This window comes from Micromonospora sp. MP36, assembly GCF_008119785.1.
In the GTDB taxonomy this organism is placed as follows: domain Bacteria; phylum Actinomycetota; class Actinomycetes; order Mycobacteriales; family Micromonosporaceae; genus Micromonospora.
In genome coordinates this window covers 96,659-122,658 of sequence record NZ_VSFA01000011.1, presented here as the reverse complement: position 1 = coordinate 122,658, position 26,000 = coordinate 96,659, and the positions used below count along the sequence as shown (strand labels likewise).

Genomic DNA, 26,000 nt, shown 5'->3' with positions numbered 1-26,000 from the left:
TGCCGGAAAGCCGGTCGCCGCGGTCCAGGCCGACAAGCCGGACATGGGCAAGCTGATCCCGCACGGTGTGCAGGGCGCCCAGTCGAAGATCACCCTGAACGACGAGCAGACCGGCAACGTGAAGGCGATCATCGCCGCCACCAAGAAGGCTGGTCTCCCGGAGCGGGCCGCGGTGATCTCGATCGCCACCAGCCTGCAGGAGTCGAAGCTGGAGAACCTGGGCCACCTCGGCGACGCCAACGACCACGACTCGCTGGGCCTGTTCCAGCAGCGCCCCTCCAGTGGTTGGGGTACGCCGGAGCAGATCACGAACCCCGAGTACGCGACCCTGGCGTTCGAGAAGGGCCTGAAGCAGATCGACGGCTGGCAGGACATGCCGCTGACGAAGGCCGCGCAGACGGTGCAGGTGTCGGCCTACCCGGACGCCTACGCCCAGTGGGAACAGCAGGCCGCCGACCTGGTCGCCCAGCACTGGAACAGCTGACCCAAGCTGACCAAGCAGACCAACTGAAGAACACGCACAAGCCGCTGGCCGGCACCCAACCAAGGGTGCCGGCCAGCGCCGTCTCCAGAGAACGCCGTCTCCAGAGATCTTGGGCAGTTACCGTCAGCAGCGAACGGAAACGGTCCAAGATCCGAAGACGGCACAGGTTCGGTGCCAGAGGAAGAACCGCGACCGGCGGCAGTTACCCGTCCCCCGTGAACGGCAACTGCCCAAGGTCGGAAGACGGCGCGGGTTCGTACCGGAGGAAGAACCGCGACCGGCGGTCGGCGAACCAGCACGACGGGGCTGGGGGCGAGGGTGACCGGCGCAGGGATCAAGCCTGACCGCCCGGAGCCGGTCACCCTCGCCCCCAGCCCCCAAGCGCAACCACCGACCGGGGCCCAGCCGACAAGCGCAGAACCGGCCCACAAGAGCAGGCCCAGCCCGCAAGCCGTACCCGGATCAGCCCTCGACCGCAGCAGCGAGCCGCCGGGGCTCCCCCGGCGCCGCGGCGTCGCCCTGGCCCACGGAAGGGCTGGCGACCGGCGCGGCCGCGGCCTGCGCGGCGAGGGCGGCCTCGGCGACGGCCCGGGCGCGGCGGGTCCGGCGCAGCGCGCGTACGGCCAGCGCCAGCGCCACCAGCCAGCCGCCGCCGAGCAGCGCGTAGACCAGGGGCGGGACCGAGCCGCCCAGCTCGCCGGCGCGCAGCAGCGTCCGGGCGTTGGTCAGCACGATCACGCCGCCGATCGTCGCGCCCAGGAGTTGGGCTGGGACGATGCGGACCAGCCAGGCGGCGATCGGCGCCGCGATCAGGCCGCCGATCAGCAGCGCGGCCACGGTGGGCAGCAGGAAGCCTTCGGAGCCGAGGCCGATCAGGAACCCGGCGCTGGCCGCGCCGGCGACCATGAACTCGGCGGTGTCGACCGAGCCGATGACCTTGCGCGGCTCCATCCGGCCGGAGACGAGCAGTGCCGGGGTGGCGACCGGACCCCAGCCCCCGCCGCCGGTGGCGTCGATGAAGCCAGCGACCAGGCCGAGCGGGCTCAGGAAGCGCCCCCGCAGCCGGCCGGCGGCCGGGTTGGCGCGCAGCGGCCGGGAGAAGCGCACCAGCAGGTACGCGCCCAGGGTGAACAGGATCGCGGCCATCCACGGGGCGGCGGCCTCGGTGGAGATCGAGCTGAGGAAGGTGGCGCCGGCGAAGGCGCCGATCGCGCCGGGCACCGCGATCCGGGCGACCACCCGCCAGTCGACGTTGCCGAACCGCCAGTGCGCCACCCCGGCGGCGAGCGTGGTGCCGATCTCCGCCAGGTGCACCGAGGCGGACGCGGCGGCCGGCGCCACCCCGGCGAAGAGCAGCAGGGTGGAGGAGGTCAGCCCGTACGCCATGCCAAGCGCGCCGTCGACCAACTGCGCGGCGAGCCCGACCAGGGCGAGGATCAGCAGCTTGCGCACGAGCGCCCCCTGACTTTTCGGCATCTCCTATCGACTTGGTCGACAATGCGGTACCCCGCCGCTCCGGTCAAGTCCTCCATCCGGTTGGTGGGACGCGCCGGACGGCCCGGAACGGGCGCGGGTCGGGTGGTGGGACGGACTCGGCGACGGGCGCGGCGAGCGCCGGCAAGCCCGCAAGCGGCTGGCGCGGCAGCGCGTCGGCGACGTCCGCGGTGGTGCGGCCCCGGCGGCGGGGGATCAGCTCCAGGCGCTGGGGTCGGCGGCGAGTTCGTTGACCCGGCCGGGCAGGGTCCCGCTGGCCACGTCGGCGATGGTGACCAGCTCGAGGATCTGCCGCTCGCTGGCCCGCAGGGCGATCCAGACGTCCTGCAGCGCCCGGGCCGCCCCCTGGTAGCCGAGCTGCTCGGGGCGTTGGCCGCGGATGTGGGCCAGCGGACCGTCGATCACACGGATCACCTCGGCCAGGGAGATCTCGGACGCGGGCCGGGCCAGCCAGTAGCCGCCCTCGGGACCCCGCTGGGCGTGCACGATCCCGCCCCGGCGCAGCTGGAGCAGGATGCTCTCCAGGAACTTCGGCGGGATTTCCTGGGCGCGGGCGATCTGCTCGGCGGTCACCGGCCGGCTCCGTCCGGCCGCCGTCCCGTCGGCGACCGAGGCCAGCTCGGCGGCCGCGCGGAGGGCGTAGTCGACCCGGGCGGAGAGACGCATGTCGGCAAGGTTAGTCGGCTGGTCAGCCAGCCGGATCCCCGCCCCTCGGCCGAACGGGCACGATTGCCCTGCGACGACTCCAGCTCGGCGCGTCTGTCGCCGCGCCGCGACCTGGAGCCGTCGGTCAGGCGCCCACGCGGCGCAGCAGCCCCTCCTGCACGGCGCTGGCGATGTGCCGGCCGTCCGTGGTGAACATCCGGCCGGTGGCCAGCCCGCGGGCGCCGGAGGCGGACGGGCTCCAGCAGTCGTAGAGGAACCACTCGTCGGCGCGGAACGTCCGGTGGAACCAGAGCGCGTGGTCGAGGCTGGCGCCCACCACTCCCCCGGGGCCCCACACCTCGCCGTGCACCGACAGCACCGAGTCGAGCAGGGTCAGGTCGGAGGCATACGTGAGGGCGCAGGCGTGCAGCAGCGGATCGTCCGGCAGCTTGCCGTCGATGCGCATCCAGACCCGCTGGTGCGGCTCGGCGGGGCGGTCGCCGGGGCGTACCCAGCCGGGCTCGCCGACGTAGCGAACGTCGATCGGCCGCGGGATCTGGCCCCAGATGCCGAGCCGCTCCGGGTAGCGGGCGAGCCGGTCGGCCATGGTCGGGACCTCGTCCGGCCCGGGCACGTCCGGCGGGGCCGGCGCGTGGTGGTCCAGCCCCTCCTCCTGCCGCTGGAACGAGGCCGACATGAAGAAGATCGGCTTGTCGTGCTGGAGCGCGACGGAACGGCGGACCGAGAAGGAGCGGCCGTCCCGGATGTTCTCGACCTGGTACTCGATCGGCTCGGCCGGGTCGCCGGGGCGGACGAAGTAGCCGTGCAGCGAGTGCACGAAGCGCTCCGGGTCGACGGTGCGGCCGGCGGCCACCAGGGCCTGGCCGGCGACCTGGCCGCCGTACACCCGTTGTGGGCCGACCGGGGGGCTGATCCCCCGGAAGGTCATCTCGCCGACCTGGTCCAGGTCGAGGACCTCGAGGAGCTGGTCGACCGCGGCCTGGCCGGTCGCCACCGGTCCGGTCACTGCAGGGCCCGCGCCGAGGCGGCGTCGACCAGCGAGCCGAGCTGGTGCACCCGCAGGGTGTTGGTGGAGCCGGGGGTGCCGGGCGGGCTGCCGGCCACGATCACCACGTGGTCGCCGGGGTTGGCCCGGTTGAGGCCGAGCAGCGCCTGGTCGACCTGGCGGAACATGTCGTCGGTGTGCGCGACGAACGGCATCAGGAAGGTCTCCACGCCCCAGGAGAGGGCGAGCTGGTTGCGCACCTCGGGCACCGGGGTGAAGGCGAGCAGCGGCAGGTCGCAGTGCAGCCGGCTGAGCCGCCGGACGGTGTCGCCGGTCTGCGAGAAGGCGACCAGCGCCTTGGCGCCGATGGCCCGGGCGATGGAGGACGCGCCGACGGTGAGGGCGCCGCCGTGCGTACGCGGGTCGTGCTGCAGCCGCGGCACGGCGATCGACCCCGACTCGGTGGTGGAGATGATCTTCGCCATGGTGCTGACCGTGAGCACCGGGTACTTGCCGACGCTGGTCTCGCCGGAGAGCATCACCGCGTCGGCGCCGTCGAGCACCGCGTTGGCCACGTCGGATGCCTCGGCGCGGGTCGGCCGCGAATTCTCGATCATGGAGTCGAGCATCTGGGTGGCCACGATGACCGGCTTGGCGTTCTCCCGGCAGAGCTGCACGGCACGCTTCTGCACCAGCGGCACCTGGTCCAGCGGGAGCTCGACGCCGAGGTCACCGCGGGCCACCATGACCCCGTCGAAGGCGAGCACGATCGCCTCCAGGTGGTCGACCGCCTCGGGCTTCTCGACCTTGGCCAGCACCGGGCGCTGCACGCCCTCCTCGGCCATGATCGCGTGCACCAGCTTGATGTCCTCCGGCGAGCGCACGAAGGAGAGCGCGATCAGGTCGACGCCCAGTCCGAGCGAGAACCGCAGGTCCGCGGCGTCCTTCTCCGACAGGGCCGGGACGCTGACCGCCACGTTGGGCAGCGAGACACCCTTGTTGTTGGAGACCGCGCCGCCCTCGGTGACCAGGACGCGGATGTCGTTGCCGGTGACGTCGCTGACCTCGACCGCCACCCGGCCGTCGTCGATCAGCAGCCGGTCGCCCGGCTTCACCTCCTGGGGCAGCTTCCGGTAGGTGCAGGAGACCCGCTCCTTGCTGCCGAGGATGTCGTCGGCGGTGATGACCACCGAGTCGCCGGTACGCCACTCGTGCGGGCCGTCGGCGAACCGGCCGAGCCGGATCTTCGGGCCCTGCAGGTCGGCGAGGATCGCCACCGGGCGTCCGGCAGCTTCGGCCGCCTCACGGACCAGCCGGTAGACCGCCTCGTGGTCGGCGTGACTGCCGTGGCTGAAGTTGAGCCTCGCCACGTTCATGCCCGCCTCGACGAGGCCACGGATCCGCTCCGGGGACGAGGTGGCGGGGCCGAGGGTGCAGACGATCTTCGCGCGGCGTGTCACGCCCATCAGGCTAGTCTCTCCTCCGGGTCGACCTCCCGGCCGACCCCTTTCAGAGTGCGGAACATTTGTCCGACGACGCGCGATCCCCGCGCGGCGGGCGGCGGGAACCGCACCCGGGACGTCGTGTGTGGCGGGCATCGGCGACCGCGCGGCGGAAATCGTACTCCTCGCGGTCATCCCCTGTCGGGGCGCTCCCGACCCGCCCGCGAGCGCCGGTCGAGGCGGCGTCGACCGTCGCTCGACGCGCTCAGCGCTGCGCCGTGGCGAGCGGGAACTCCAGCGAGCCGGCCGGGCACAGGAAGGTCAGCACATCCACCCGGTAGAGCCCGGCCTGCACGGCCGGGTCGGCCTCCATGACGCTGCGCACGTCGTCCACGGAGCCGGTACGGGCCAGGCCGAAGCCGATCGGCGGGTCCGGCTCGCGGGCGGGGCCGTCCACCGAGCCGGCGACCAGGATGATGCCCCGCCGTTGCGGCGCCTGCATGTGCTCCTGGTGCTCGGCCTGCAACCGCTGCACCGTCTCCTCGGGCAGGGCCCGGCCGGACGGCCCCGGGTAGAGCACGATGCACTCGTACGTGTCGAGCGCGAAGTCGACCTGCGGCGTCCCGGCCATGTCGCACCTCCAGACGTACGCCCCGGCCCAGCGTCGCACGGCGCGGAGGGCCCTCGCGGTCGCTCGGCGCAACTGCCCGGGGCGCCGCCGGGTTGTCGACGTGCTGCGCCGTTCGTCCCGCGCGAGGGGACGGGTACGGTGGGCCGGCGGGCGGCACCCGGCCGCCCGTCGCGACCGGGATCAGATGGCGAAGCAGTTCGGCTGGATCGGGGCGCCGGCGAGCGCCTGCCGGACGACGCTGTAGGCGGTGCCGTCGAGGACGAGGCCGAGGTGGCCGACCACCCGCAGCGGGCACGACGACTGGATCAGCACGTTGGTCGCGCCGTCGGCGAGGGTGGCGTTGTCGACCGGCCGGACCAGCTCGTCCTGCCAGGTCCGGATCGTGGTCCAGCGCACCGCACCCGGGGTGTCGTCGCCGGCGTTGAGGGTGGCGAGGAAGTCCGAGCCGATCGCCATCTGCTGGCAGGCGATGACGCCGGCGCAGTCGCCGAGCCCGACGAACTCGACGATGTTCGCCACGTAGGTGCCCTGCTGCGGGGTGCCCAGGCTGAGGTAGCGGCCGACCTTGTCGACGCCGCCGAGGTACTTCACGTACCAACGGGAGACCAGGCCGCCCTCGGAGTGGGTGACCAGGTCCACCTTGGCCGCCCCGGTGGCCGCGCGGACCAGGTCCACGTAGGACGACAGGGCCCGGGCGGATGCCCGGATGTCGCCGAAGCCGAGGTCGGGGAGCTGGTAGATGGAGACCCGGTAGCCGTCGGCGCGCAGCCGGGCGGCAATCGGCTCGTACGCGATGGAGACCCCGATCAGGCCCCCGACGACGATGACCGGGTTGGCGGTGGCCGCGGCGGTGCGGCCGGCGGTCCCGGTGGCCTCGGTGGTGGTCGCGGCGTCGCCCGCGGGGGCGGCCTGGGCGGCGGTGGCGGACAGCAGCAGGGCCGCGACGGCGGTGGCGGCGACCAGGATCTTTCGGAGCAGCATGGCTGCACCTCCGGTGGGAGGCACCCGGGGAACCGGGGGGACGGGTGGGGGATCCGATCGATCGTGGGAACGATGATGCGTGGTCTAATTCACGCGCGTCAATGATAAGTTACGCGCCGGTAACCATTGTCCCATCCACCGCACAAACCGGCCTACCGGACATCGGTCGATTGTGGAGGGACGTGAACGGTGTGCGGAAGCGAGGCCGGGCGCTCACTCCGCCACAGTGCCGCCGGCGCGGGTGACGGCGCGAGCGGTCGCCGACAACGCCGCCCGGTCGTACCGCTCCGGGTTGACCAGCACGTCGACCGCGATGCCCGGCTCGACCAGCCAGAACGCCTCGCCGTCGCCGATCAGGCCGGGACCGTCGGGGTGGGCGAACTCGGCCCACTCCCCGCTGGCGGGGTCGCGCTCGTGGTATTCGGCGAGGAAGTCGTGCACGGCGGTGAGGTCGGCGAGCCGGTCACCCCGGAGGATGTGCATCCGCAGGTCGACCCGGTGGCCCTCCGCGACCCGGCGCTCCCAGACCCGGGTGGCGAAGCTGACGTCGTCCCACTCGCTGGCGAAGTCCGACACCTCCGTGCCGACCCCGGCCGGCAGGTGGCCGATGTGGAATCCATCCAGCTCACCGCTGCGGGCGGACTCGTTGAGGTCGCTCATCGGCGGTCAGTTTCCCAGCGCCTGGACCTTGGCGATCGTCTCCTGGACGTGCTGCCGGGCGGGCTCGCCGCCCTGGGCGGCCTGGGCCAGGGCCTGCCGGTAGGCGTCGATCACGCCGAGCAACGGCCCGGCGGCCACCCCCTCCAGCGCGCCGGCCACCAGCGCCCGCGCCTCCGCGGCGTCCTGCGCCGCGGCCGCCGTCTTGGCCTTCGCCTCGTCCAGCTTCTGGGCCGCCGCCGCCAGCCTCGCGATGATCTGCGCCGCGCTCACGCCACCGCCCCGCTTCGCTCGCTCACGCGCCCTCCCCGCCCGCTCGGGACACAGAGGAGCCTACGAGATCGCCGCATGCCCCGCGACCACCCGATCACGCGCCCGGATGACCGCAGTGGCGTGCCGCGCCACGGATGGCGGCGCACCGGCCCGGGGTCGCGGTCAGCGCATCAGGCGGAACACCAGGAGATACACGCAGAACAGCGACGGCGAGAACAGCGCACAGATCACGAAGCCGAGCGGGACGTACCGCGACGACGGCAGGTCGGTGCTGATCGGCGGCCGGCCCCACCGGCCGAGCACCAGGTGCCCGGCGAGGAACGACAGCAGCGGAACGCCCGCGCACGAGGCGGCGGCCACCAGCGACAGCCCGGTCGCCGGAATCGGCGAGCCCACCAGCGCCACCAGCATCAGCACGGAGCCGGCCAGCGCGCAGGCGGCGTAGACCGCGACGGCCCGCGCGGGCGGCGACCAGGTGGGCAGCAGCGCGGGCCGGTGCGCGATCGCCTCGGCCTGCTGCCCGTACCGGTCGGCCTCGTCGACCAGCTGCCGCGCCGCGGCCAGCTCCGCCGCCGCGTCACCCTCGCGGGGCCCGGGCACCATCCCTTCGGGGTACGCCCCGACGCCCGCCCGCCCCGGCGCGGCGGCTGCGCCGCCGGTCGCCACCGCCCCGGTCCCCGGCGGGTTGGCGGGCGCCCGGTTCGCGCCCGGCGCGCTGCCCGGTGCCGCTCCCGTCCCGGTCCCGGGCACGGTCCCGGGTGCCCCGGCTGGGCCCGGTGCGGGCGCCGGCAGCCCGGACCCCGGTGGCCCGATCGGGGCCGCCACCGGTGCGCCCGAGGACGCGGCCGCAGCGGGGTCCGGCGCGTCCGTCGCCGGTGCCGGCGAGAGGCCGGCGGCCCGGCCGAGCTGGTCGAGGCGCCGCCCCTGGGCGGCGAGCCGCTGGCCGAGCTGGTCAACGGCGGCCTGCAGGGACCGGCGGCGTTCCGCCTCGGCGGCGACGGCCTGCTCCCCGCCGCGCTGCCGTGCGGACAGCTCCCGGGCCAGGGCCGCGTACTCCTCGAATCCGCTCACGCCGCCGCCTCGCTCCGCTCCACGGCGGCGCGAGGCGCCACGCCGTCGAGCCGGGTGGTTCGCTCGCTCACGCGTCGTCTCCGTCGCCGACGAAGGGCACGATCAGGGCGGTCCGCTGGTCGTGCCGGTCCACCAGCAGGGCCCGCCCGGCGCGCGGGGCGTAGCCGAGGTCGTGCGCCCCGAGGTGCAGGCCGAGGTCGGCGCCGGGCACGTTCAGCGCGACCAGGCAGGCCAGGTCGTCGCGGTTCTGCGTACCGCCGAGATCCTCGCCGAGCCGGCGCAGCCCGCGCCACCAGCCGAGCAGGTGCACCCCGTGCGCCGGTCCCTGGCGCAGCACGGCCCGCAGGTCGTCGTACCCGGAGCGGAAGGTGGCCGGTTCGGTGGCGGCGAGCACGCCTGCGGCGGCGTCCATGCCGAACACCACCAGATAGGTCCGGCCGCCGACCGGGGCGGGCGCGGCCGACACGCCGCCGGGTCCGGAACCGCCACCGGGCTGGTCGCCCGGTCGCGTACCCGCCGGTGGGGCGGCCATCTCGGCGAGCTGGGCGCGCAGCTCCGGCGCGTCGATGCGGCGGACCGGGTGGCCGGCGGCGGCCAGGGTCATCGCCAGGTCGTCGGCGGCGTCGGTGGTGCCGGGCGCCAGCGGGGCGAGCAGGAAGCGGGCCGTGCCGGCGGCGTGCTGGCGGGCCAGGCCGAGGGTGGCCGCGCGGAGCACGTCCATCCCGGCCGCCGCGGTGCCGACCACGGCGACGTGCCGGCCGGGGGTGGCGTCCAGGCGGAACGCCGCCGTGCTGCCGGCCACGTCGACGGTCCGGCCGACCAGGGCGAGCGGCGGCTCGGTGCCCGGCCGCAGGCCGGCCCAGGTGGGGTCGTCGGCCAGCCGCGGCGTCTCGTACCCCCGGAAGACGGTGGGCGGACGCGCGTCCGCCGGCCGGGCCTGGAACAGCTCGTGCCGGAGGGTGGCCAGGTCGGCGCCGGCGGTGTGCGCGTCGGGAAAACGGACCTCGGTGTTCGCGCCGGGCGCGCCCCCGGCGGTGTTGACCACGGCCGTCCCCACCCGCAGCGCCCGCGCGGCGTCGTTGAGCGGGTCGAGCACGCCACCCCCGCCGGGGAGCGCGACCCGCAACGGGAACTGGCCGAAGATGGCTTCGGCCCGGCCGTAGAGGGCCTCGATGCCGGTGGTGCTCTGGCTGGCCAGCACCAGGTGCAGGCCGTACGAGCGGCCCTTGCGGGCCAACTCCTCGAGCAGGTCGACGGCCTGCCGGGCGAGGGCGTCGTTGCCGGCGAACAGCACGTGGAACTCGTCGACCACGGTGACGATCCGGGGTGGCCGGTGCGCGGCCGGCAGGTCGGCGAGCTTGGTGACCCCGTGCCGCTTGAGCAGGTCTGCCCGGCGGGTCAGCTCCGCGCGCAGCTCGCGCAGCACGGCGACGCCGTACTCGCGGTCGGACTCGATGCCGACGGCGCGGGCGTGCGGCAGCCAGGACGGGTCGCGCTCGGTGGGCACGAACTCGGTGAAGCTGACCCCCTCCTTGAAGTCGAGCAGGAGGAGCTGGAGCTCGGTGGGGGCGTACCGGGCGGCCAGGCCGTAGAGCACGTCGAGCAGGAACACCGTCTTGCCGGCGCCGGTCCGCCCGCCGACCAGCCAGTGCGGGGTGGCGTCGTCGAAGGTGACCGGGACCAGTTCCCGCCCGGACCGGCCGAGCACGGTACGCAGCCCGGTGGCGGACGACTCGGCCCAGCGCCGGGCGGGGAGCAGGTCGGCGAAGGTCACCGCCTCGGCCCGGCGGGTGGCCGTGGCGAGCTGCCGGGCCAGCCCGGTGACGGTGGCGTGGGTCGGGTCGCCGTCGAGCACCACCGGGGCGGGCAGGCCGCTGCCGTCGGCGCTGAACGGCTGCCCGGGCGGGTCGCCGACCAGGGCGTACCGGTCGCCCAGCCGGAGCTGGGTGGTGGCGCCGAGCGGCGGTGGCGGGTCGCCGGGGCCGGCGGCCGGGTAGCCGGCGAGCAGCACGCAGACCGCCGCGGCCGGACCGGCGTGGGTGAGCGCGGCGAGCCGGGCCAGCTCGCGGGGCGGCGGGGCGGACGCGGCGATCACCAGCAGCAGCTCCTGGTCGTCGCGGCCGGCGTGCTGGGCGGCGCGGGCGTGCCGTTCCGCCTCGTCGAGCAGGGCGGTCACCTCGGCGGCGGTGGTGGCGGCGGGGCCGAGCACCCCGGCGTCCTGCAGCGGGCGCAGCGGCAGGAACGCGGCGCCGAACGCGGCGGGGTCGATGCCGGCGACCCGGACCGTGCCGGCCGGCGCGGCGGTGAGCAGCCGCACCACCACGGCCCGCAGCAGCTCACCGACCCGGGGATCGCGAGCGTCGGCGTCGACCGCCAGATGCGTGCCACCGGCCAGCGGCACCAGCACCGGGAAGCCACCGTCCAGGGTGGTCGCCTCGCCGACCCGGACCGGTACGGGAGTCGTGGCCGGGCGGGCGGAGCCCGGTGCGGCGGCGGCCAGTTCGGCGCCGAGCCGGGCCAGCCGGGCGACCAGCTCGGGGCTGCCCGGGGCGACCGGCCCGGCCGCCGCGAGCGCCCGCCGCCCGGCCTCCCACCGGCGTACGGCCTGCCGGTGGAAGGCGAGCGCCTGCCCGTACGCGGTCGCGAGCCTGCCCACCGTCCGCCCCTCCGACGCCGCCGCAGTCTGATCGAGGGAACCCTAACGGACGCGGGGCGACCCGGCACAGGACGCACGCGCCCGCAGGATTTGTCTACTGTTCACCTGGCGGACCTCGGCCGCGTCGGCGGCGTTCCACCAGCCCCGTTTGCCTGCTGGACGGAACCATCCTGAACAGGAAAGGCGACGACGTGAGCCCCTCTCCCATCTCCCGCCGGGCCATGCTGCGCGGCGGTGCGGCCGGCGCCCTCGGCATCGTGGTGGCCGGCAACCTGGACGTGATCGCGGGACCGGCGGCGGCGCGGGCCGCCGCTCGTCCGGCGGTCGGCTACGGCGAACTCGTTCCGGATCCGGCCGGCCTGCTGGCGCTGCCGCCCGGTTTCTCGTACACCATCGTGGCGCAGGCCGGGGTGACCCTGCTGGAGTCGGGGCAGCCGACCCCGAGCGACGCCGACGGCACCGGTTGCTTCCTCGGCCGCGAGGGCTCGGTGCTGGTCAACAACCACGAGATCGGCGGCAGTGAGCCCTTCCCGGTGCCCGCGCTGGCCGGCCTCACCTACGACCCGGGCGCCCGGGGCGGCACCACCACCATCGAGGTGGACGCGCAGGGCCGGCGGCTGCGCGAGTACGTCAGCGTGGCCGGGACGCACAACAACTGCGCCGGCGGCATCACCCCGTGGGGCACCTGGCTGACCTGCGAGGAGACCGAGCAGCGCAAGGGCGGGAAGTACCTCTACGACCACGGGTACACCTTCGAGGTCGACCCGCACGACCGGTCCGCCAACCAGAACCCGGTGCCGCTGAAGTTCCTCGGCCGGTACGCGCACGAGGCGGTGGCGGTCGACCCGTACACCCACGCGATCTACCTGACCGAGGACGCCGGCGGGCCGAACGGGCTCTACTTCCGGTGGACGCCGCCGGCCGGCTTCCGGGGCGGCAAGGGCGCCCTGCGTGCGCTCGCGCAGCGTCCCGACGGGGACACCGCGGGCAGCCTCCAGGCGATGAAGTGCTTCCTGGGCAGCCAGCACGTCGCGGACCTGTCCGAGGCCACCACGCCGGGCACCCGGTACAAGGTGGAGTGGGTGGACGTGCCGGACCGGGACGCGAAGACCGTCTCGGTGCGCAAGCAGTTCACCGACGAGCAGGTAACCCGCAGCCGCAAGCTGGAGGGCGCCTGGTGGGCCGACGGCGGCGCGTACTTCGTGGCCAGCTTCGCCCGGCACGACGACGGCAGCGTCAACGAGCACGACGGTCAGGTCTGGTTCTACGACCCGCGGACCGAGACGGTGACCCTGAAGACCATCTTCGGGGTGAACCAGAACCCGGACGAGGAGGCCGGCAACTTCGACGGGCCGGACAACATCACCGTGTCGCCGTACGGCGGGGTGATCCTGGCCGAGGACGGCGAGGGCCTGTCGCACCTGGTCGGCGTGACCGAGCAGGGCAAGGCGTACCCGCTGGCCCGCAACGAGCTCAATGAAAGTGAGTTCACCGGGCCGACGTTCAGCGCGGACGGGAAGATCCTGTTCGCCAACATCCAGTCTCCCGGCTACGTCTTCGCGATCACCGGCCCGTGGGGCCGGCCGAGCAACGCCGACCTGGCTGCTGACCACTCCTGAGCACGTCCGACGGCCGGCGGTTCCCCAGGGACCGCCGGCCGTCCCGGCTTTGGCCGAGGCTCCGGCGCGGGCTCGCGGGGGTCAGGGGCGCGCGGCCGGGTAGCGCAGGCCGTCCAGGGCGATGGCCAGCACCCGGTCGCGTTGGGCCGGCTCCGGGAACTGGTACGCCATGATCCCGCTGATCAGTCGCACCACGTCGTCGAAGCCGGCGTCCGGCCGGGCCACCCCGGCATCCTGGGCGCGGCGCAGCAACGGCTCGCCCGCCGCGTAGATCTCGGTGCGGCAGTTGCGGAAAACCTCGGAGTCGTGCACCAGCTCCTCGGCGAGTGCCCGCTTGGTGCCGACGTAGGCGACGAATCGGTGCAGCCAGGCGACCAGGGCGTCCCACGGGGGCAGGTCCGCCAGGTCGGCCGCCGACCGGCTGAGCGCGCGCACCTCCTCGACGTAGACCGCCTCGAACAGGTCACGCCGGTTGGGGAAGTTCCGGTAGAGCGTCCCGATGCCGACCTCGGCCCGGCGGGCGACCTCCTCCAGCGAGGCCCCCGCGCCGCACTCCCCGAACACCTCTCGCGCGGCGGCGATCAAGGCGTCGTAGTTGCGCCGGGCATCCGCCCGCTTCGGGCGCCGCGCAAGGACCTCCCCCAGCTGGTCGCCGCTGGCCATGACGCGCGTCACCTCTCCTGCCTTGCAACCGGAGGCACCCCTCCGCTAAGCTATCCGGAGGCACCCCTCCGGAACCTACCGGAGCCATGCCTCCGGATAGCTTACTCCGGATTCTCGGGCCGATCCCACCTGGCGCGGTCGGCCCACCCAGACACCGGACCCAGGAGGTCCCGCCATGCCCACCTTCGGCTGACCACCGGCTCCGCCCCCGCCGGCAATCCCGGCAGACGTTCCATTCGTACGTGAACGGGAGTTCTCTCCGTGATCGAAACCACCCGACGCGGCTCGCGTCGGTTGACCTTCCTCGTCCTCGCCGCCGGCACCGGCTTCTTCGCGATGCTCCAGTCGCTGATCACCCCGGTGCTGCCCACCATCCAGCACGACCTGCACACCTCCCAGAACACCGTGACCTGGGTGCTGACCGCCTACCTGCTCTCCGCGTCGATCTTCACCCCGGTCCTCGGCCGGGTCGGCGACATGGTCGGCAAGGAGCGGACGCTGGTCGTCTCCCTCGCCGCGCTCGCGCTCGGCTGCCTGCTGGCGGCCATCGCGCCGAGCATCGGCGTGCTCATCGTCGCCCGCGTCGTCCAGGGCGTCGGTGGCGCGGTCTTCCCGCTCGCGTTCGGCATCATCCGCGACGAGTTCCCCGCCGCGCGGGTGAGCTCGGCCGTCGCGGCGATCTCGGCGATCGTCGCCGCCGGTGGTGGCCTCGGCGTCGTCCTGGCCGGCCCGATCGTCGCCACCCTGGGCTACCGCTGGCTGTTCTGGATCCCGCTGGTCGTCGTCGGGCTCACCGCGCTCGCGGCGCACCGGTTCGTGCCGCAGTCGCCGGTCCGTACGCCCGGCCGGATCAACTGGGCGGCCACCCTGCTGCTCTCCGGCTGGCTGGTGGCGCTGCTGCTGCCGGTCAGCAAAGGCGCCAGCTGGGGCTGGACCTCCGGTCGGGTGACCGGCCTGCTGGCGCTCGCCGGCGTGCTCCTGGCCGGCTGGCTGGTGGCCGAGGCCCGCTCGGCGAACCCGCTGATCGACATGCGGATGATGCGCCGGCCCGGGGTCTGGACGACCAACCTGGTCGCCCTGCTCTACGGCGGTTCGATGTTCGCGGTCTACGCCTTCCTGCCGCAGTTCGTGCAGATCCCGACCAGCGCCGGCTACGGCTTCGGCGCCAGCGTGACCCAGGCCGGGCTGCTGATGCTGCCGATGCTGGTCGCCATGTTCGTCGCCGGCCTCGCCGCCGGCCGGCTGCAGGCCCGGTTCAGCGCCAAGGCGCAGCTGGCGACCGGCGCGGTGTGCAACGTGCTCGCGTCGGCGATGCTGACCGTCGCCCACGACACCCGCTGGGAGATCGGCGTGGCCGGCGGGCTGGTGGGCCTGGGCATCGGGTTGGCGTTCGCCTCGATGGCCAACCTGATCGTGGCCAACGTGCCGCCCGCGCAGACCGGCGTGGCGACCGGCATGAACGCCAACATCCGCACCATCGGCGGCGCGATCGGCGCCGCGGTGGTGAGCGGGGTGATCACCGCCCACCCGCAGGCGAGCGGGCTGCCCCGCGAGGCCGGGTTCACCATGGGCTTCCTGGTGCTCACCGGGATCGCGCTGGCCGCCGCGATGGCCGCCCTGGTCGTTCCCTCCGGCCGCCAGGCGGTGCAGGAACGGCGCGAGGAGCGGTCGCCGCGGAGCGCCGAGCCGAAGCTGACCGGCGAACTCGCGGCAGCGGGACGCTGATCTGCCCGGCCGGGTGCCGGCGCCCGCTGCCGGTCACGCGGACCGCGCGGGCGCCGGCTCCGGCGGCTGGTCGCGCGGGCGCCGGCTCCGGCGGCTGTGGAGCTGACCTCACGAACGACTCAGCCGCGCGGAGGCGGCCGACGAGGGCGGTCAGCGCGTACCGGCGGCCGAGACCTGCGCCGACGCCAACCGGTCGGCGGCCTCGACCGCCCGGATGTGCCGGTACGCGAACCACAGCGGCGGGAACGCGCCGACCGCGAAGGAGAGGTCGACCAGCGTCCAGAACCAGGGAATGTCCCGCACCGGCCCGCAGATCAGCGCCAGCGGCACGATCCCGGCGCAGGCGATCATCCCGAGCTGCACCACCCAGACGTTGCGGACCGGATCCCGCAGCGGCCCCCAGAACGCCACCGCGAGCACCAGATGGGCGAAGGCGAGCCAGTCCGTGCCGTACAGCATGAACGGGTAGCGGTCGCCGGTCTCGACGAGCCCGGTGTGGACCCGCTCGATCCAGGCGACCAGCGCCGGGAACTGCCCGGCGAGCGGGTCGAGCACCCGGAGCAGCCAGCGCACCTCCAGCTCCAACGGGAACGCGGTCACCCCGCTGAGAAACAGCCCCACCACCACGACCCACAGCCACCGGCGGACCCGCCGCAGGCGTTCCTCGACGTCCATGACGGCAGCGTAGTGACGATCTTCGTGCCGCCGAGGTCCCGGACGCCCTCCTGCGCGCATGACCTCGCTCACCCTGGTCGAGCTGCGGGCCGCCCGCCGGCCGTGATCGTGCTCGATCGCGGAAGTAGTGGCCTCCCGGTGCGCGGTGGGCCACTACTTCCCGGATCGAGCGCGACCTTCACCGGCCGGTCGGCGGGGCCGCGCGGGCCGGGTCAGCCGGCGAGGGCGCAGTCGGCCGCGTGGACCGTCGCCCGGGACCGGCGCCGCGACCGGTGCGGCGCGCAGGCCGCGCACTCGCGGGCCGGGCGGAGCGCCCCGCCGGCCGCGAGCCGCCCGGCGGGGCGCAGTCGGGCGAACCGCGTACCGCCCAGGCGCAGCCCCGCCGGGCGGGGCACCGGGACCGGGCGCGGGACGTCGGCGGCCAGCGGGCGTTCGGCACCCGGGGACACGCCGGCCGCAGCGCCCGTGGGGGACACGGCGCCGACCACGGCACCCGCCAGCGACCCGCCCGCCGCAGCACCCGTCGAGGACACGGCACCGACCACGGCACCCGCCGGGGACCCGCCGGCCGCAGCACCCGTCGAGGACACGGCACCGGCTGCGACGCCCGCCGGGCGGACGACGCGGGCGGCGGTGGCCGCGACCCGGCGGCGCACGGCCGGCGCGGCGAGCACCAGGGTGAGCCGACGGCGCAGTCGCCGCTCCCGGAGCCGGTCGAGGGCCACCCCGGCCGCGAGGGTGGCGACGGTGGTGAGGGCGCCGGCCAGCACCAGGGTCTGCCGGGGTCCGGCGTGCTCGGAGAGCCAGCCGAGCAGGGGCGCGCCGACGGCCGCCGAGATCGAGCCGGTGACCGCGAGGGCGGCCAGCACCCGGCCCCGCATGGCGTAGTCGGTGTCGAGCTGCGCGCGGGCGCCGACCGTGGTGTCGATGACCACGGCCGCCGCTGCCACCGGCAGGATCACCGCGGCGAAGCTCAGCGTGCCGGGGGCCAGCCCGGCGACGATCTGCAGGGCGCTGGCCAGCAGGCCGGCCCCCACCAGCACCCGGTAGCCGAGCTCCCGGCGGCGGGCCGCGACCAGCGCGCCGAGCACCGTCCCGACCGCGAAGACGGTGGAGAGGAAGCCGTAGCCGGAGGCGCCGCCGCGCAGCGGCCCGTCGCTCATCGCGGCCATGGTCACCTGGTAGTTGCGGCCCAGGCTGCCGAGTACGAAGGACAGCGCCAGGGCCACCAGCACCACCGGCTGCCGCAGCAGATACCGGAAACCGGCCCGGATGCCGCCGTCCGCCGGCGGCGCGTCGGCCTCCGACAACTCCAGCTCGGCGCGTCCTGCGCCGCGCCGCGACCTGGAACCGTCGTCCGCCGCACCGGTGTGCCGCTCCCCCTCGCGTACGGCGAACAGGGCCGCCACGACCGCGACGAAGCTGGCGGAGTTGATCGCGAAGAGCAGCGCGGGGCCGACGGCGGCGACCACGACGGCACCGACGCTCATGCCGAGGATGCGGCCGGCGGAGTTGGTCAGCGAGCCGAGGGCGAGCGCGTTGCCGAGGCTCTCCCGGTCCACCAGGGTCGAGCACCAGCGGCCCATCACCGGACCCTCGATCGCCGACACCGCGCCGGTGACCAGGGAGATCGCGTAGATGGCCGGCAGGCCGCCGGTGCCGGTGACGGCGACCAGGGCCAGCCCGGCGGCGAGCAGCGCGTGGGCCGCCTGGGCGCCGATCAGCAGCGGCTTGGCGGGCAGCCGGTCGGCCAGCGCGCCGCCCCAGACACTGAGCACCAGGCTGGGCAGCGCCTGCAGCAGGACGGTGAGCCCCATCGAGGTGGCGGATCGGGTCTCCGCCAGCACGTACCAGTTGACGCCCAGAACCTGCATCCAGGTCCCGATGACTGACACGAACCCGGCGGCGGCCCAGATCCGGTAGTTGCGGTGGCGTAGCGCGACGAACGTGGCGCCGAGTGCCATGAGTAGTTCCCGTCCAGTGGGTGACACGACGAAAGCCGGACCCCGCAGGTCCGGCCAGTCGCCAAGTCTGACCCCGACTAAACCTCATCGCTGCTGTTCGTGAGGCGACTCACCCGGCCGACCGGCACTCCAGGAGGTCCTGGCCGTGCGGGGACCGGTGGTAGAGCACCCGATGCCCCTTGCGCTGGCGCATTACCAGCCCCGCGCGTAGCAGGACGCCCAGGTGATAGGAGACGGTCGCCGGGGCGAGGTCCTGCCGGTCGCTCAGCTCGTGCGTGGATCGGGGCACGTCGAGGTCGGCGAGGATGCTCGCCCGGCTCGTGCCCACCAACGGGCCCAGCAGGTCGCCGGTCCGGGCGGTCGGCCGGGCGGCGCCGAGCGGGTAGAAGAGCACCGCGTTCCCTGAGTCACAGAGTTGCGCCTCCACCCGGGGCCAGCCCAGCGCCGACGGAGTCAGAACCAGCTCCGAATCGGCCATCGTGGTGGTCACCCGCTGCGGCAGGTCGACGGTGAGCAGCCGCCCGGTCCACCCGACCGCGGGGTGCAACCCGGCCAGCAGCGAGCCCACTCCGGTGGTGGCCATGGTGGTGGCCCGCCCAGCCAGCTCCGCCTCCAGGGTGCGGCGCAGCGCCGGCCACTCGTCGGCGAGCGCCACCCGCCAGAACCGGCGCAGCCCGGCGGCCGCCCGCCGGGCCAGGGTGCCGCTGTCCACCGCCGCCCGTACGACGGCCGGCACCGCTCCGGACGGAAAGCGGCCGCCGACCTGGACGGCCACCTCCTCGGTCGGGGTCGCCTCGGCGGCCGCCACCTGCCGCTCAAAGAGACGGTCGACCGGGCCGAGCGGCGACTTCGGGGTGAGCAGGTCGGGGGTGTAGCCGGGGCGGCCGGCCGGCGAGATCAACTGGGCGACCAGGGCCACGTCGGGGTGGCGCACCGCGGCCCGGGCGGCCGGACCGGGATCGCCGTGCACCGGGTGCCCGAATCGGGACGTCGCCGCCCGGATCCAGGACACCGCCTCGGACGCCGGGGAGAGGGCCAGGCGGACGCGGGCCAGGGTCGCCCCGTCCAGATGCGCCACGATCACAGCCCGGAGCGTACGGGCATCCATGTCGATGTGCTGTCGGCATTCGAACTGACTCGAATCACTACCGGGGCCCGACGACGACCCGGTTTCCTCGGTGTCGAGCACGTCCCGTAGCCCAACGATGTGTGCCTGAGGAGGCATGAATGAGAAAGTTGGTCGTCACGTTTGCCGCGCTGTTGGGATTCGCCATGGTGGGCGCCGCGACACCTGCCGTCGCCTCCGCCGGCCGGCAGACCGCCACGCAGCAGCACTGCATCAGAAATCTCGACACTGGCCGGACCACCTGCGCCAGCAGTCCGCAGCAGGCTCGGCAACTCAGCGATGCAACGCTGGCTTCGCTGACGATCGCCATCTTCTACGACGGCACCAGCTACACCGGGGCCACCTTCACCTGGGTTCAATCCCGTCAGTGCACCCCCAGCTACGACAGCGAGTGGCAGTGGGGCGACCTTGCCAGCCTCGGCTGGAACAACCGGGTCAGCTCGGTGCACACCTACAACCAGTGCGACGTCAAGCTCTATGACGGCACGAACTTCACCGGCGCTTCCTCGGTGTGGATCGACCAGTCGGCGAACCTGGGGGCGATCGGCGGCGGTTGGAGCAACCGGGCAAGTTCGGTCAAGTTCTCCTAGACCTGACTATCTCCCACCGCCCCCCAGTCAGCCTGACCGGGGGGCGGTTCGGGTTCGGGATCCGGACGGGTCGCGCCCCGCGCCGCGTTTCAGCGTGCGGCGAGCGGCTGCCGGGCCGGATCCACCGGCGCGGGCAGCTCGCCGACCCCGCCGAGGTACGCGTGGATCGCCGCGGCGGCGGCCCGCCCCTCGGCGATCGCCCAGACGATCAGCGAGGCGCCCCGGTGCATGTCCCCGGCCACGAAGACCCCGTCGGCGTCGGTCTGCCAGTCGGGGCGGGCGTCGACCGCGCCCCGGGCGTTGCGGGTCACGTCGAGCTGGGCCAGCAGCGGCTGCTCCTCGGTCCCTTCGAAGCCGATGGCGAGCAGCACCAGGTCGGCCGGCAGTTCCCGCTCGGAGCCGGGCAGCACGGTGACGATCCGCCGGCCGTCCCGCTTCTCCACGGTCACCTCGGCGATCCGTACCGCCCTGACCTGGCCGGTGCCGTCGTCGACGAACTCCTGCACCGCCACCGCGAAGACCCGCTCCCCGCCCTCCTCGTGCGCCGGGTAGTTGCGCAGGATCCACGGCCAGGTGGGCCACGGGTCCCGGGCGGCGTCCCGGCTGGCCGGGGGCTCCGGGTAGAGGTCGAGCTGGTGCACGCCGGCCGCCCCCTGCCGGTGCGCCACGCCGAGGCAGTCCGCGGCGGTGTCGCCGCCGCCGATGATCACCACGTGCTTGCCGGCCGCGTCGATCGGGGTGCCGTCCGGCAGCGTGGCCGGCGCCGGCCGTCCCTCGCCCGCCGCCGCCACCACCCGGTTGGCCGCCACCAGGTGCGCCATCGCCTGGTGTACGCCGCGCAGCTGCCGGCCCGGGGTCTCGGGGGTGTCCCGGCCCTGGAGCGCGCCGCAGGCGAGCAGCACCGCGTCGTGCTCGGCGCGCAGCTGCTCGGCGGTCACGTCGACGCCGACGTTCACCCCGGCGCGGAAGCGCACCCCCTCGGCGACGAGTTGGGCCAGCCGCCGGTCGATGTGCTGCTTCTCCAGCTTGAAGTCGGGGATGCCGTACCGGAGCAGGCCGCCCAGCGCGTCGTCCCGCTCGTACACGGTGACGGCGTGCCCGGCGCGGGCGAGCTGCTGGGCGGCGGCGAGCCCGGCGGGCCCGGAGCCGACCACGGCGACCGACTTCCCGGTCGGCGCCGGTACCGGCCGCGGGCGCAGCCCGCCGCGGGCCGCCGCGTCGGCGATCTCCACCTCGACCTGCTTGATGGTGACCGGCTGCTGGCCGCCGAGGCCGAGCACGCACGCCGCCTCGCACGGCGCCGGGCAGAGCCGTCCGGTGAACTCGGGGAAGTTGTTGGTGGCGTGCAGCGACTCCACCGCGGCGTCCCAGTTGCCGGTCCGGACCAGGTCGTTCCAGTCCGGGATGCGGTTGCCCAGCGGGCAGCCGTCGTGGCAGAACGGGATGCCGCAGTCCATGCACCGGGTCGCCTGCTCGCGGATCAGCTCCTCGCCGGCCGGCGGGTACACCTCCCGCCAGTCCATGATCCGCACCGGCACCGGGCGGCGGGCGGGCAGCCGCCGGTCGTAGCGCAGGAAACCGTTCGGGTCAGGCACGAGCCACCTCCTGGGCGGCCGCCCGCGGGGCGGGCGGCACCGGCGCGGCGAGGGCACTCATCACCGCGTCGTCGACGTCACGGCCGGCGGCTTCGGCGGCCCGCATGATCTCCAGCACCCGGCGGTAGTCCCGGGGCACCACCGCGGTGAACTCCTCCACCGCCTCCGGCCAGCGCTTGAGCAGCTCCGCCGCGACCGCCGAGTCGGTCTCCGCGAAGTGCCGCTGCACCAGTTCGTGCAGCAGGTGCCGCTCGTCGTCGCGCAGCGGCGACAGGTCGACCAGCTCCGGGTTGACCAGCCGCCGGTCGAGCCGGTGCACGAACGCGGTGCCCCCGGACATGCCGGCGGCGAAGTTACGGCCGGTCGGGCCGAGCACCACCACCGTGCCGCCGGTCATGTACTCGCAGCCGTGGTCGCCGACGCCCTCGACGACCGCGACCGCGCCCGAGTTGCGCACCGCGAACCGCTCGCCAACCCGGCCGCGCAGGAACACCTCGCCGTCGGTGGCCCCGTAGAGCAGGGTGTTGCCGGCGATGATCTGGTCCTCGGCCCGCTCTCCCGGCCTGGCCGCGTCGTCCACGAACGGCGCCGCCGCATCCGGGCGGACGATGATCCGGCCGCCGGAGAGGCCCTTGCCGAGGTAGTCGTTGGCGTCGCCGTGCAGGCGCAGGGTGACCCCGCGCGGCAGGAACGCGCCGAACGACTGGCCGGCGGTGCCGCGCAGCAGGAACTCGATGGTGTCGGTGGGCAGGCCCGCCCCGCCGAACCGGCGGGTCACCTCGCCGCCCAGCATCGCGCCGACGCTCCGGTGCTCGTTGCGGACCGCCACCTCGACCCGGACCGGCGTGACGCCGGAGTCCCGCGCCTCGGCGCCGGCCGCCTCCGCCCGCAGCGCCGGCTCGGCCAGGGCGATGAGCTGGTTGTCCAGGGCCGCCGCCAGGCCGTGGTCCTGGGCCCGGACGCCCCGCCGGGCCGCGCCCTCGGGCAGCTCGGGCAGGTGCAGGACGCGGCTGAGATCGAGCCCGTGTCCCTTCCAGTGGTCGATGGCGCCGGTGACGTCGAGCAGCTCGGTGTGCCCGATCGCCTCGTCGATGCTGCGGAAGCCCAGCTCGGCAAGGTATCCCCGGACCTCCTCGGCGAGGAAGAGGAAGAAGTTCTCCACGAACTCCGGCTTGCCGGTGAAGCGCTCGCGCAGCACCGGGTTCTGGGTGGCGATGCCCACCGGGCAGGTGTCCAGGTGGCAGACCCGCATCATCACGCAGCCCTCGACGATCAGCGGGGCGGTGGCGAAGCCGAACTCCTCCGCGCCGAGCAGCGCCGCGATCAGCACGTCCCGGCCGGTCTTGAGCTGGCCGTCGACCTGCACGGTGACCCGGTCGCGGAGCTTGTTGAGCAGCAGCGTCTGCTGCGCCTCGGCCAGCCCCAGCTCCCACGGGGTGCCGGCGTGCTTGAGCGAATTGAGCGGGGACGCGCCGGTGCCGCCGTCGTGACCGGAGATCAGGATGACGTCGGCCTTGAGCTTGGCCACGCCGGCTGCGACCGTGCCCACCCCGACCTCGCTGACCAGCTTGACGTGCACCCGGGCGGCCGGGTTGACGCACTTGAGGTCGTGCACCAGTTGGGCCAGGTCCTCGATGGAGTAGATGTCGTGGTGCGGCGGCGGGGAGATCAGGCCGACGCCCGGGGTGGCGTGCCGGGTACGCGCGATCCACGGCCAGACCTTGTTGCCGGGGAGCTGGCCGCCCTCGCCCGGCTTCGCCCCCTGGGCCATCTTGATCTGGAGGTCGTCGGCGTTGACCAGGTATTCACTCGTCACGCCGAAGCGCCCGCTGGCGATCTGCTTGACCGCCGAGCGGCGCCGCGGGTCGTGCAGCCGGTCGACGTCCTCGCCGCCCTCGCCGGTGTTGGACTTGCCGCCGAGCCGGTTCATCGCGATGGCGAGGGTCTCGTGCGCCTCCGCCGAGATCGACCCGTACGACATCGCGCCGGTGGCGAACCGCTTGACGATCTCGCTGGCCGGCTCCACCTCGTCCAGCGGCACCGGCGGGCGTACGCCGGTGCGCAGGGTGAACAGGCCGCGCAGCGAGCCCGCCTGGGCGGCCAACTCGTCGACCTTGGCGGTGTACCGCCGGAAGACGTCGTACTGGCGGCTGCGGGTGGCGTGCTGCAGCAGGAAGACCGTCTCCGGGTTGAACAGGTGCAGCTCGCCCTCGCGGCGCCACTGGTACTCGCCGCCGACCTCCAGCCGGTCGGACGGCTGCGCGCCGGGGGCCGGCCAGGCCAGGGCGTGCCGGGCGGCCACCTCGGCGTGGATCTCGTGCAGCCCGATGCCGCTGATCGTGCTCGGGGTGCCCCGGAAGTAGCGCTCGACCAGGCGGGTGTCCAGGCCGACGGCCTCGAACACCTGGGCGCCGCAGTACGACGACACCGTCGAGATGCCCATCTTCGACATGATCTTCAGGACGCCCTTGCCGAGCGCCTTGACGTAGTTGCGGACCGCCTTCTCCGGGTCGACGCCGACCAGCGCGCCCGTGGAGATCATGTCCTCCACCGACTCGAAGGCCAGGTACGGGTTGACCGCCGCCGCGCCGTAGCCGATCAGCACGGCCGCGTGGTGCACCTCGCGGCAGTCGCCGGACTCCACGATCAGCGCCACCTGGGTACGCGTCTGCTCGCGTACCAGGTGCTGGTGCACCGCCGCGGTGAGCAGCAGCGACGGGATCGGGGCCAGGTCGGCGTTGGAGTCCCGGTCGGAGAGCACCAGGATGCGGACGCCGTCCTCGATCGCCTCGGAGACGTGCCTGCAGATCTCGGTCAGCCGGGCCTTGATGCCGGCGCCACCGTCGCGGACCCGGTACAGGCCGGAGACCCGGACCGCCTTGAACCCGGGCAGGTCGCCGTCCTCGTCGATGGAGAGGATCTTGGCCAGCTCGTCGTTGTCGATCACCGGGTAGGGCAGCACGATCTGCCGGCAGCTCGCCGGGCCCGGGTCGAGCAGGTTGCCCTCCGGGCCGATGGTGGACGCCAGGCTGGTCACCAGTTCCTCCCGGATGGCGTCCAGCGGCGGGTTGGTGACCTGGGCGAAGAGCTGGTGGAAGTAGTCGTAGAGCAGCCGCGGCCGGGTGGACAGCGGCGAGATGGGGGTGTCCGTGCCCATCGAGCCGATCGGCTCCGCGCCGGCGCGGGCCATCGGGCCGAGCAGGATCTTCAGCTCCTCCTCGGTGTAGCCGAAGGTCTGCTGCCGGCGGCGGACCGAGTCGTGGGTGTAGACGATGTGCTCGCGCGGCGGCAGCTCGTCCAGCTCGATCAGGCCGGCGTGCAGCCACTCGTCGTACGGCTGGGCGGCGGCCAGCTCGGCCTTGATCTCGTCGTCCTGGACGATGCGGCCGTTGACCGTGTCGACCAGGAACATCTTCCCCGGCTGGAGGCGGCCCTTGGCGACCACGGTGGCCGGGTCGAGGTCGAGCACGCCGGCCTCGCTGCCCAGCACGACCAGGCCGGCGGCGGTGCGCCACCAGCGGCCGGGGCGCAGCCCGTTGCGGTCCAGCACCGCGCCGACGATCTCGCCGTCGGTGAAGGCGACCGAGGCGGGGCCGTCCCACGGCTCCATCAGGCTGGCGTGGAAGCGGTAGAAGGCGCGCTTGTCGGCGCGCATGTCCGGGTCGTTCTCCCACGCCTCGGGGATCATCATGAGCACCGCGTGCGGCAGGCTCCGCCCGGCCAGGTGCAGCAGTTCGAGCACCTCGTCGAAGTTGGCCGAGTCGGAGGCGCCGGGGGTGCAGACCGGGAAGACCCGGCGGATGTTGCCGGGAAGGTTCTCGCTGCGCAGCAGCGCCTCCCGGGCCTGCATCCAGTTCCGGTTGCCGCGGATCGTGTTGATCTCGCCGTTGTGCGCGATGAACCGGTACGGGTGGGCCAGCGGCCACGACGGGAAGGTGTTGGTGGAGAACCGCGAGTGCACCAGGGCGACCGCGCTGACCACCCGTTCGTCGGTCAGCTCCGGGTAGAACGCCGGCAGCTGGTCGGGGGTGAGCATGCCCTTCCAGACCATGGTCCGCGCGGACAGCGACGGGAAGTAGGCCGGCACACCCCGCTCGGCGCTCTCCCGCTCGGCCTGCTTGCGGACGCAGAACGCCACCCGGTCCAGGTCCAGCCCGGTCAGCGGGGACCCGGCCGGGCCGGCGGGCGAGTCGGTGAGCCGGTGCGCGGCGAGGAAGACCTGCCGGATCCGGGGCAGCGCGGCGAGGGCGGTCTCGCCGAGGCCGCTCGGGTCGGTGGGGACGTCCCGCCAACCGAGGACGACGGCCCCCTCGACCAGGGCGTACTTCTCCACCACCTGGCGGGCCCGGGCCTCGGCCGCGTCGTCGTCCGGCAGGAAGACCAGACCGGTGGCGTACTGGCCGGCGGGCGGCAGCGGGAAGTCGACGACCGCGCGCAGGAACGCGTCCGGCACCTGGATCATGATGCCGGCGCCGTCACCGGTGTTGTGCTCCGCGCCTCGGGCGCCCCGGTGGTCCAGCCGACAGAGCGCGCCGAGGCCGTTGGCGACGACCTGGTGCGACCGGCGTCCGTGCAGGTCGGCCACGAAAGCCACGCCGCACGCGTCGTGCTCGTACGCGGGGTCATAGAGCCCCGTCGCGTGGGGGGCCGGCTGCGGGGTGTGCGGGTACGGAAAGGCCACCGGGCCTCCTGTCGTCACTCAG

20 protein-coding genes are annotated in these 26,000 nt (G+C 74.2%); 4 read left to right on the top strand and 16 right to left on the bottom strand.

Annotated elements, in window-relative coordinates:
• Positions 1-484: hypothetical protein (locus tag FXF52_RS12620; protein ID WP_148796698.1), on the top strand; the 484-nt coding region annotated here is incomplete at its 5' end.
• Between the two features lie 462 nt (positions 485-946).
• Here the strand turns inward: FXF52_RS12620 and FXF52_RS12615 are convergent.
• The 10 genes from FXF52_RS12615 to FXF52_RS12570 all read right to left on the bottom strand — a co-directional run bounded on the left by FXF52_RS12615 (position 947) and on the right by FXF52_RS12570 (position 11,340).
• Positions 947-1,936, bottom strand: coding sequence for a sulfite exporter TauE/SafE family protein (locus FXF52_RS12615; RefSeq protein ID WP_148796696.1), 990 nt, complete (start codon positions 1,934-1,936; stop codon positions 947-949).
• 237 nt (positions 1,937-2,173) lie between these two features.
• Positions 2,174-2,644, bottom strand: a complete 471-nt coding sequence (locus FXF52_RS12610; RefSeq protein WP_148796694.1) for an Rrf2 family transcriptional regulator — start codon at positions 2,642-2,644, stop codon at positions 2,174-2,176.
• A gap of 124 nt (positions 2,645-2,768) precedes the next feature.
• The gene (locus FXF52_RS12605; protein WP_148796712.1) at positions 2,769-3,638 is read right to left on the bottom strand and encodes an acyl-CoA thioesterase II; all 870 of its coding nucleotides are present in this window, start codon (positions 3,636-3,638) and stop codon (positions 2,769-2,771) included.
• A gap of 8 nt (positions 3,639-3,646) precedes the next feature.
• Positions 3,647-5,095: a pyruvate kinase gene (gene pyk, locus FXF52_RS12600; RefSeq protein WP_148796692.1), complete on the bottom strand. Its 1,449-nt coding sequence runs from the start codon at positions 5,093-5,095 to the stop codon at positions 3,647-3,649.
• 241 nt (positions 5,096-5,336) lie between these two features.
• Complete coding sequence (locus FXF52_RS12595; protein ID WP_148796690.1) at positions 5,337-5,702, bottom strand: YciI family protein; 366 nt, start codon at positions 5,700-5,702, stop codon at positions 5,337-5,339.
• Between the two features lie 180 nt (positions 5,703-5,882).
• Positions 5,883-6,683: an alpha/beta fold hydrolase gene (locus FXF52_RS12590; RefSeq protein ID WP_148796688.1), complete on the bottom strand. Its 801-nt coding sequence runs from the start codon at positions 6,681-6,683 to the stop codon at positions 5,883-5,885.
• Positions 6,684-6,896: 213 nt separating this feature from the next.
• A complete protein-coding gene (locus FXF52_RS12585) occupies positions 6,897-7,343 on the bottom strand; it encodes a hypothetical protein (RefSeq protein WP_148796686.1) in 447 nt (148 codons plus the stop codon).
• A gap of 6 nt (positions 7,344-7,349) precedes the next feature.
• Positions 7,350-7,613: a DUF6244 family protein gene (locus tag FXF52_RS12580; RefSeq protein WP_148796684.1), complete on the bottom strand. Its 264-nt coding sequence runs from the start codon at positions 7,611-7,613 to the stop codon at positions 7,350-7,352.
• A 162-nt stretch (positions 7,614-7,775) separates the two neighbouring features.
• Complete coding sequence (locus FXF52_RS12575; RefSeq protein ID WP_148796682.1) at positions 7,776-8,684, bottom strand: hypothetical protein; 909 nt, start codon at positions 8,682-8,684, stop codon at positions 7,776-7,778.
• A 67-nt stretch (positions 8,685-8,751) separates the two neighbouring features.
• Positions 8,752-11,340 (bottom strand): FtsK/SpoIIIE domain-containing protein, encoded by a 2,589-nt coding sequence (locus FXF52_RS12570; protein ID WP_148796680.1) that lies wholly within the window; start codon positions 11,338-11,340, stop codon positions 8,752-8,754.
• Positions 11,341-11,531: 191 nt separating this feature from the next.
• Between FXF52_RS12570 and FXF52_RS12565 the strand changes: the two genes are divergently transcribed.
• On the top strand, positions 11,532-12,959 hold the full coding sequence (locus FXF52_RS12565; protein WP_148796678.1) for an alkaline phosphatase PhoX: 1,428 nt from the start codon (positions 11,532-11,534) through the stop codon (positions 12,957-12,959).
• An 81-nt stretch (positions 12,960-13,040) separates the two neighbouring features.
• Here FXF52_RS12565 and FXF52_RS12560 read toward each other — a convergent pair whose 3' ends face one another.
• On the bottom strand, positions 13,041-13,634 hold the full coding sequence (locus FXF52_RS12560) for a TetR/AcrR family transcriptional regulator (RefSeq protein WP_148796676.1): 594 nt from the start codon (positions 13,632-13,634) through the stop codon (positions 13,041-13,043).
• Between the two features lie 249 nt (positions 13,635-13,883).
• Between FXF52_RS12560 and FXF52_RS12555 the strand changes: the two genes are divergently transcribed.
• Positions 13,884-15,347 (top strand): MFS transporter, encoded by a 1,464-nt coding sequence (locus FXF52_RS12555; RefSeq protein ID WP_148796674.1) that lies wholly within the window; start codon positions 13,884-13,886, stop codon positions 15,345-15,347.
• 150 nt (positions 15,348-15,497) lie between these two features.
• Here FXF52_RS12555 and FXF52_RS12550 read toward each other — a convergent pair whose 3' ends face one another.
• From FXF52_RS12550 to FXF52_RS12540, 3 genes are all read right to left on the bottom strand, one after another.
• Positions 15,498-16,022: a hypothetical protein gene (locus tag FXF52_RS12550; RefSeq protein ID WP_148796673.1), complete on the bottom strand. Its 525-nt coding sequence runs from the start codon at positions 16,020-16,022 to the stop codon at positions 15,498-15,500.
• A 212-nt stretch (positions 16,023-16,234) separates the two neighbouring features.
• Positions 16,235-17,986, bottom strand: coding sequence for an MFS transporter (locus FXF52_RS12545; RefSeq protein ID WP_255471866.1), 1,752 nt, complete (start codon positions 17,984-17,986; stop codon positions 16,235-16,237).
• Between the two features lie 109 nt (positions 17,987-18,095).
• A complete protein-coding gene (locus tag FXF52_RS12540) occupies positions 18,096-19,070 on the bottom strand; it encodes a DUF5937 family protein (RefSeq protein WP_148796671.1) in 975 nt (324 codons plus the stop codon).
• A 152-nt stretch (positions 19,071-19,222) separates the two neighbouring features.
• Here FXF52_RS12540 and FXF52_RS12535 point away from each other — a divergent pair, with 152 nt between their 5' ends.
• Entirely contained in the window at positions 19,223-19,702 is a 480-nt protein-coding gene (locus tag FXF52_RS12535; protein ID WP_187413468.1) for a peptidase inhibitor family I36 protein, read from the top strand.
• 89 nt (positions 19,703-19,791) lie between these two features.
• Here the strand turns inward: FXF52_RS12535 and FXF52_RS12530 are convergent, their stop codons facing one another.
• Both FXF52_RS12530 and gltB read right to left on the bottom strand, forming a co-directional pair.
• A complete protein-coding gene (locus FXF52_RS12530) occupies positions 19,792-21,297 on the bottom strand; it encodes a glutamate synthase subunit beta (protein ID WP_148796667.1) in 1,506 nt (501 codons plus the stop codon).
• On the bottom strand, positions 21,290-25,978 hold the full coding sequence (gene gltB / locus FXF52_RS12525; RefSeq protein WP_148796665.1) for a glutamate synthase large subunit: 4,689 nt from the start codon (positions 25,976-25,978) through the stop codon (positions 21,290-21,292). Before gltB ends, FXF52_RS12530 begins: the two co-directional genes overlap by 8 nt.
• Positions 25,979-26,000: the final 22 nt, after the last annotated feature.